We start from the raw sequence: 5,195 nt of genomic DNA on the forward strand, positions 1-5,195 counted from the left end.
TCGGCCTCGCCTGCGCCCAGGCACTGGCGGATGCCGGCTTCGATATTCTGGTCGCCGACCTTGCCGAAACAGCCGCCGACGGACTTGCCCCCGACATCGCCAAGCGTGGCGCAAAATTCGCCTATGTCAGGTGCGACATCGCGGACCTCGACACCCATACAGCACTTGTCGATGCCACGATGCGCGCCTTCGGCCGCATCGACTGCCTGGTCAACAATGCCGGCGTCGGCGCCGTGGTGCGCGGTGACCTCTTGGACCTCAAGCCGGAGAATTTCGACCGCACGCTGGGCATCAACCTGCGCGGCACCGTCTTCCTCAGCCAGGCTGTCGCCAAGGCGATGCTGGCTGCGCCAGGCGATCAGAGATCCATCATCACCATCACCTCGGTCAGTGCTGAAATGGCGTCGCCGGAACGGCCGGACTACTGCATCTCGAAGGCCGGGCTTTCGATGTGGGTGAAGAACCTGGCGTTGCGGCTTGCGCCTGAAAACATCGGCGTCTTCGAAGTCCGGCCCGGCATCATCCGCACCGACATGACCTCAGGCGTGACCGCCAAATATGACGCCCTTATCGACGGCGGCCTGGTTCCGGCCAAACGCTGGGGCGAAGCATCGGACATCGGCGCGGTGGTGGCGACGCTCGCCGGCGGCAAGCTCGGCTTTTCGACCGGCTCGATCATCAATGTCGACGGCGCGCTCTCGGTGCCACGGCTATGAATGGATCAGGAAATGACTGACTATATCATCGTGGGCGCCGGTCCTGCCGGCTGCGTTATGGCCAACCGGCTGAGCGAAGATCCCAGCAATTCGGTCCTGCTGCTGGAAGCCGGCGGCAAGGACTGGCACCCCTACATCCACATGCCGGCGGGCTTCGCCAAGATGACCAAAGGCATTGCTTCCTGGGGTTGGTCGACCGTGCCGCAAAAGCACATGAAGGACCGCGTCTTCTGGTACACGCAGGCCAAGGTCGTCGGCGGCGGCTCGTCCATCAACGCCCAGATCTACACGCGCGGCAATGCCCGCGACTACGACGCCTGGGAGAAGGAAGAGGGCCTCGCCGGCTGGGGCTATCGCGACGTGCTGCCCTATTTCAAGCGCGCCGAAAACAACCAGCGCTACGCCAACGACTTTCATGGCGACCAGGGCCCGCTCGGCGTGTCCAACCCGATTTCGCCGCTGCCTATCTGCGAGGCCTATTTCCGTGCCGGCCAGGAGATGGGCATCCCCTTCAACCCGGACTTCAACGGCGCTGCCCAGGAAGGCGTCGGCTACTACCAGCTGACCCAGAAGGATGCCCGGCGCTCGTCCGCTTCAGTCGCCTATTTGAAGCCGATCCGCGCCCGCAAGAATCTGACCGTCCGAACCGATGTGCTGGTGACGCGCATCGTCGTCGAGAACGGTCGCGCTATCGGCGTCGAGGTGGTCGACAGGCCGGGCGGCGAGAAGAAAATCCTGCGCGCCGAACGCGAGGTGATCGTCTCGTCCGGCGCCATCGGCTCGCCGAAGCTCCTGATGCAGTCGGGGATCGGCCCCGCAGACCATCTGAAGTCGGTCGGCGTGACGCCGGTGCATGACCTGCCCGGCGTCGGCTCCAACATGCAGGACCATCTCGATTTGTTCGTCATCGCCGAATGCACCGGCGATCACACCTATGACAACTACGCCAAGCTGCACCGCACGGCCTGGGCCGGTCTGCAATATCTGCTGCTGAAGAAAGGCCCGGTGGCCTCCAGCCTGTTCGAGACCGGCGGCTTCTGGTACGCCGACCCGACCGCCGCCTCGCCCGACATTCAGTTCCATCTCGGCTTGGGATCCGGCATCGAGGCCGGCGTCGAGAAGCTGAACAATCCAGGTGTCACCCTGAACTCGGCCTTCCTGCGGCCGCGCTCACGCGGCACGGTGCGGCTGAAGAGTGCCGACCCGTCCGACCACCCGCTGATCGATCCGAACTACTGGTCCGATCCCTATGACCGCGCCATGTCGATCAAGGGGCTGCGACTGGCGCGCCAGATCATGCGACAGAAGGCGCTTGCCCCTTACGTGCTGCGCGAAGTGCTGCCCGGGCCGTCGCTCGCCAGCGACGACGAGCTGTTCGACTATGCCTGCCGCACCTCCAAAACCGACCATCACCCGGTTGGCACCTGCCGCATGGGCCATGACGACATGGCCGTGGTGACACCGGATCTGCGGTTGCGCGGCATCGAGGGCCTGCGCGTTTGCGACGCCTCGGTGATGCCGTGCGTGCCTTCATCCAACACCAATGCGCCGACAATAATGGTCGGTGAAAAAGGAGCCGATCTGGTCCTCGGCCGCGAGCCGCTGCCGCCGGCGGTGTTTTCCGGAAACCGGGCTGCTTAGCCGCTGAGGAGCAAGACATGATCAGGCACTGTGTTTTCGCTAGATTTCGCAATGATGTCGCCGCTACCGAGCGCACGGCGGTCCATGCCGATCTCGAGGCGCTGCGACAGCTGATCGACGGCATGGACGCCGTAAAATTCAGCGCCAATGTCAGCCCGGAGCCGTTCGCACGCGGCTTCACCCATGGCTTCACCATCGACTTCCGCGATGCTGCCGCGCGCGATGCCTATCTTGTGCATGAAGCGCACCAGCGCGCCGGCGCACGCCTGGTCGCTGCCCTGGAAGGCGGCACGGACGGGCTGATGGTGTTTGATCTCGAAATCTAGACTCACCATCAAGCCACGATCGAGTTCATCGACAGATGGCACCGGTCGCTCCTCATTGCACCTCAGCGGGCGTTCGATCAAATGAGCCGCGCGAAAAAGTGACCACCGGTCTTCCCTGAACTGGCTGATAATTCCTCACATCGATGATAGTGGAGGAGGAAGATTTGCCCCTTAATTCGCAGCAGAAGAAGACCGTCCTCGCCTCGTTCCTGGGCTGGACGCTCGATGCTTTCGATTTCTTCCTTCTGACATTCCTGCTCACCGATATCGCGACCGAATTCCACGCCGACGTGCCCGCGGTCTCCAAGGCGCTGTTCCTGACCTTGGCCACACGCTTCATCGGCGCGTTCTTCTTCGGCATGCTTGCCGACAAATACGGGCGCAAGCCGATCCTCATGCTCAACATCGTGAGCTATTCGGTGATCGGCGCGCTGGCCGCCTTCTCGCCCAATCTCGGCATCTTCCTCGCCCTGCGTGCGCTGTTCGGCATCGCCATGGGCGGCGAATGGGGGCTTGGCAGTTCGCTGGCCATGGAATCCATTCCGCCGAGCGCACGCGGCATGGTCTCCGGCATCCTGCAATGCGGCTATCCGGCCGGCTATCTGCTGGCGGCGGTGGTCTATGGCCTGCTCTATCAGCAGACGATCGGCGGCTACACGATCGGCTGGCGCGCCATGTTCCTGCTCAGCTTCGTGCCGGCGCTGATTGTGCTGTTCATCCGCTCGCATGTGCCGGAATCGCCGGCCTTCGTCGAAGCGCAGAAGACGGCTCGACCGGGCATGTGGGAAACCCTGCAGAAACACTGGGGCGTCGCGCTCTATGCCGTCGTGCTGATGATGTTCTTCAATTTCTTCAGTCATGGCACGCAGGACCTCTACCCGACCTTCCTGAAGAAGCAGCACGGCTTCGATCCGCATACGGTGAGCTGGATCACCATCGTCGCCAATATCGGCGCCATCGTCGGCGGCCTGGCGTTCGGCGCGCTGTCCGAAAAGATCGGCCGCGTCAACGCCATCACGCTGGCCTGCCTGATCGCCTTGCCGTCGATCCCGCTATGGGCCTACTCGACCACGCCGTTCATGCTCGCCATCGGCGCCTTCGTCATGCAGGTCGCGGTCCAGGGCGCCTGGGGCGTCATCCCCGTGCACCTCAACGAGCTTTCGCCCGGGGCGGTGCGGGCGACCTTGCCCGGCTTTATCTATCAGGCGGGCAATCTCGCCGCGTCCTATGGCGGCCCCTATCAGGCAGGAATCGCGGAAAGCGCCGGAGGCAGCTATGGCTATGCCCTGGCGCTGTTCGCAGGCGTGGTCGCCATCTGCATCATCGTCGTCATACGTTTCAGTCCGGAACGACGTGGCCAGTTGATGACCGTACTCAATTAGGGTCGAAATCAGCCGAGCCTGAGCGCAACGACACCGGCGACGATGCTGAGCGCGGCGGCACCGCGCCAGCCGGTCATTTTTTCGCCGAGAGCGAAGACCGAGATCATCATGGCAAACAGGATCGAGGTTTCGCGCAGCGAGGCCACGGAGGCGATCGGCGCCTTGGTCATCGCCCACATGACGATCCAGTAGGCGGCGCCGCTGAGCACGCCCGTGAACAGCCCTGCCTTCCAGTCGCGCGCCAACACCGGCAGCGCCTTCGGCCCGCGGAAGATGAGGCACAGCACCAAGGCGCCAAAAGCATCGCAGATGAACAGCCAGGCTGCATAGCTCTGCGCGGTTGCCGCCAGCCGTGCGCCGCTGCCGTCGGACAGCGTGTAACTGGCAATGAAGATGGAAGTGCCCAGTGCGAAGCCAACCGCGCGCAGATTGAGTTTTTCCAGATGTGCGCCGCCACGAAACGACATCACCAGCGTGCCGGCCGACAACAGGAAGATGCCGAGCATGGCGAACGGGCCGGGAATCTCGGCAACGACGAACATGCCGCCAAAGGCCGAGAGCAGAGGTGCGGTGCCCCGCGCCAGCGGATAGGTCTGGGCGAAATCGCCGGCCTTGTAGGCGCCGATCAGGAAGGTGCGGTAGCCCATGTGGAAAATGACGGAGGCGATGATGTAGGGCCACACCTCCGCCTTCGGCACTTCGACGAAGGGCAGCACCACGAGTGCCGCCGCGCCCATGCCGAGCGTCATCAGCGTGATCGACAGGAAGCGGTCGAGATGAACCTTGACCAGCGCATTCCAGATCGCGTGCATGGCAGCGGCGGCAAGCACTGCGAAAAAAACGAAAAGCGTCATGTGGCAATGCCGGGCGTTTCCAGGTCGATGTCGACCCGCAACGGAAAATGATCCGACGCAACCTCGCCGATATCGGCACCGATCGAACGCACCCGCCCGGCGAACATGCCGCCGACGAAGCAATGGTCGAGCCGGCGCTTTGCCAATCTGCCGTCGATGGTCTTCACATGGGTATGGAAGTCCGGAACCGGCTCCCCGGCAACGGCGGCGGCATCGACGAAACCGCTGAGATAGGCGGCACCCCGATGGTAGGGCGTGCTGCCGACGATGTGGCGA

The 5,195-nt window shown here is 63.5% G+C and carries 5 protein-coding genes and 1 pseudogene; 4 read left to right on the forward strand and 2 right to left on the reverse strand.

The genetic code is table 11. From position 1 onward, the window contains the following. From EN914_RS23450 to EN914_RS23465, 4 genes are all read left to right on the forward strand, one after another. The coding region (locus EN914_RS23450) for a 3-ketoacyl-ACP reductase (protein ID WP_127389295.1) at nucleotides 1-716 on the forward strand (716 nt) is incomplete at its 5' end. A 12-nt stretch (nucleotides 717-728) separates the two neighbouring features. Then, nucleotides 729-2,357: a GMC family oxidoreductase gene (locus tag EN914_RS23455; RefSeq protein WP_024502754.1), complete on the forward strand. Its 1,629-nt coding sequence runs from the start codon at nucleotides 729-731 to the stop codon at nucleotides 2,355-2,357. Between the two features lie 17 nt (nucleotides 2,358-2,374). Further along, on the forward strand, nucleotides 2,375-2,683 hold the full coding sequence (locus EN914_RS23460; protein ID WP_013529693.1) for a Dabb family protein: 309 nt from the start codon (nucleotides 2,375-2,377) through the stop codon (nucleotides 2,681-2,683). Nucleotides 2,684-2,826: 143 nt separating this feature from the next. Further along, a complete protein-coding gene (locus tag EN914_RS23465; RefSeq protein WP_407067811.1) occupies nucleotides 2,827-4,065 on the forward strand; it encodes an MFS transporter in 1,239 nt (412 codons plus the stop codon). 8 nt (nucleotides 4,066-4,073) lie between these two features. On the opposite strand, the gene EN914_RS23470 is transcribed toward EN914_RS23465, so the two are convergent. Both EN914_RS23470 and EN914_RS23475 read right to left on the reverse strand, forming a co-directional pair. Further along, nucleotides 4,074-4,919 carry an EamA family transporter gene (locus tag EN914_RS23470; RefSeq protein WP_013529691.1) on the reverse strand — a complete coding sequence of 282 codons (846 nt, stop codon included), beginning with the start codon at nucleotides 4,917-4,919 and terminating at the stop codon, nucleotides 4,074-4,076. Continuing rightward, nucleotides 4,916-5,195: pseudogene (locus EN914_RS23475) on the reverse strand (EEP domain-containing protein); the annotation flags it as partial. The gene EN914_RS23470 and the pseudogene EN914_RS23475, both read right to left, overlap by 4 nt.

This window comes from Mesorhizobium sp. M7A.F.Ca.CA.001.08.2.1 (assembly GCF_003998455.1).
Taxonomy (GTDB): Bacteria; Pseudomonadota; Alphaproteobacteria; order Rhizobiales; family Rhizobiaceae; genus Mesorhizobium; species Mesorhizobium ciceri.